The sequence below is a fragment of the Halomonas sp. 141 genome (genome assembly GCF_002810305.1).
GTDB lineage: Bacteria > Pseudomonadota > Gammaproteobacteria > Pseudomonadales > Halomonadaceae > Vreelandella > Vreelandella stevensii.
Genome location: NZ_PINZ01000095.1, coordinates 1 through 1,667 on the forward strand (window position 1 = coordinate 1; position 1,667 = coordinate 1,667).

1 rRNA gene is annotated in these 1,667 nt (G+C 54.9%); it reads left to right on the forward strand.

The features are described 5' to 3' along the window. Positions 1-24 precede the first annotated feature (24 nt). A 16S ribosomal RNA gene (locus CWI66_RS17420) occupies positions 25-1,557 on the forward strand. Positions 1,558-1,667: the final 110 nt, after the last annotated feature.

Here is a 1,667-nt window from a genome sequence, read left to right on the forward strand (position 1 = left end):
GCGAGTAAGGATCGCATTGATCTTAAACTGAAGAGTTTGATCATGGCTCAGATTGAACGCTGGCGGCAGGCCTAACACATGCAAGTCGAGCGGTAACAGGGGTAGCTTGCTACCCGCTGACGAGCGGCGGACGGGTGAGTAATGCATAGGAATCTGCCCGATAGTGGGGGATAACCTGGGGAAACCCAGGCTAATACCGCATACGTCCTACGGGAGAAAGGGGGCTTCGGCTCCCGCTATCGGATGAGCCTATGTCGGATTAGCTGGTTGGTGAGGTAAAGGCTCACCAAGGCGACGATCCGTAGCTGGTCTGAGAGGATGATCAGCCACATCGGGACTGAGACACGGCCCGAACTCCTACGGGAGGCAGCAGTGGGGAATATTGGACAATGGGGGCAACCCTGATCCAGCCATGCCGCGTGTGTGAAGAAGGCCCTCGGGTTGTAAAGCACTTTCAGTGAGGAAGAACGCCTGGTGGTTAATACCCATCAGGAAAGACATCACTCACAGAAGAAGCACCGGCTAACTCCGTGCCAGCAGCCGCGGTAATACGGAGGGTGCGAGCGTTAATCGGAATTACTGGGCGTAAAGCGCGCGTAGGTGGCTTGATAAGCCGGTTGTGAAAGCCCCGGGCTCAACCTGGGAACGGCATCCGGAACTGTCAAGCTAGAGTGCAGGAGAGGAAGGTAGAATTCCCGGTGTAGCGGTGAAATGCGTAGAGATCGGGAGGAATACCAGTGGCGAAGGCGGCCTTCTGGACTGACACTGACACTGAGGTGCGAAAGCGTGGGTAGCAAACAGGATTAGATACCCTGGTAGTCCACGCCGTAAACGATGTCGACCAGCCGTTGGGTGCCTAGCGCACTTTGTGGCGAAGTTAACGCGATAAGTCGACCGCCTGGGGAGTACGGCCGCAAGGTTAAAACTCAAATGAATTGACGGGGGCCCGCACAAGCGGTGGAGCATGTGGTTTAATTCGATGCAACGCGAAGAACCTTACCTACTCTTGACATCCTGCGAATTTGGTAGAGATACCTTAGTGCCTTCGGGAACGCAGAGACAGGTGCTGCATGGCTGTCGTCAGCTCGTGTTGTGAAATGTTGGGTTAAGTCCCGTAACGAGCGCAACCCTTGTCCTTATTTGCCAGCGCGTAATGGCGGGAACTCTAAGGAGACTGCCGGTGACAAACCGGAGGAAGGTGGGGACGACGTCAAGTCATCATGGCCCTTACGAGTAGGGCTACACACGTGCTACAATGGTCGGTACAAAGGGTTGCCAACTCGCGAGAGTGAGCCAATCCCGAAAAGCCGATCTCAGTCCGGATCGGAGTCTGCAACTCGACTCCGTGAAGTCGGAATCGCTAGTAATCGTGGATCAGAATGCCACGGTGAATACGTTCCCGGGCCTTGTACACACCGCCCGTCACACCATGGGAGTGGACTGCACCAGAAGTGGTTAGCCTAACGCAAGAGGGCGATCACCACGGTGTGGTTCATGACTGGGGTGAAGTCGTAACAAGGTAGCCGTAGGGGAACCTGCGGCTGGATCACCTCCTTAAACGATGTCTTCCCCTCGCGGCAAGCGCTCACAATGAATTACCTGATCAGAATGCTGTTGATGCGCAGTGATAAACGCGCTTTCACGTTGAAAGAAAAAGAAAGACCTTC